1 protein-coding gene is annotated in these 327 nt (G+C 55.7%); it reads left to right on the top strand.

Features of this window, described 5'->3' with window-relative positions:
* On the top strand, positions 1–267 hold a 267-nt coding region (locus tag EIP75_RS23970; protein WP_148100990.1), incomplete at its 5' end, for an integrase core domain-containing protein.
* Positions 268–327 lie beyond the last annotated feature (60 nt).

The raw sequence follows: 327 nt of genomic DNA, 5'->3' as shown, positions 1-327 counted from the left end.
ATCATGGACATGTGGGCCTACCACCATGGAGTACGTTTGGACTTCAGCAGGCCGGGCAAACCAACTGACAACAGCTTCGTAGAAACCTTCAACGGATCACTTCGAGACGAATGCCTGAACGTCAACTGGTTCGCTTCGCTGAGCGAGGCCCAGCAGCTTTTAGAGGCCTGGCGAAGGGACTACAACGAGAGTCGGCCTCACAGTGCTCTCGAATACCTGACGCCAGCCGAATACGCCCGTAAGATCAAGGAGTTGGAGCCTGCCTAGTGGCTCTGAAACCTGCCCGGACTATCGCTCGGACTGGATCGGCGAATGGGATCAGATCAA

Source organism: Aquabacterium soli (assembly GCF_003933735.1).
In the GTDB taxonomy this organism is placed as follows: domain Bacteria; phylum Pseudomonadota; class Gammaproteobacteria; order Burkholderiales; family Burkholderiaceae_C; genus Aquabacterium; species Aquabacterium soli.
The sequence above is the reverse complement of the archived record's forward strand: the minus strand, read 5'-3'. Positions and strand labels throughout refer to the sequence as shown.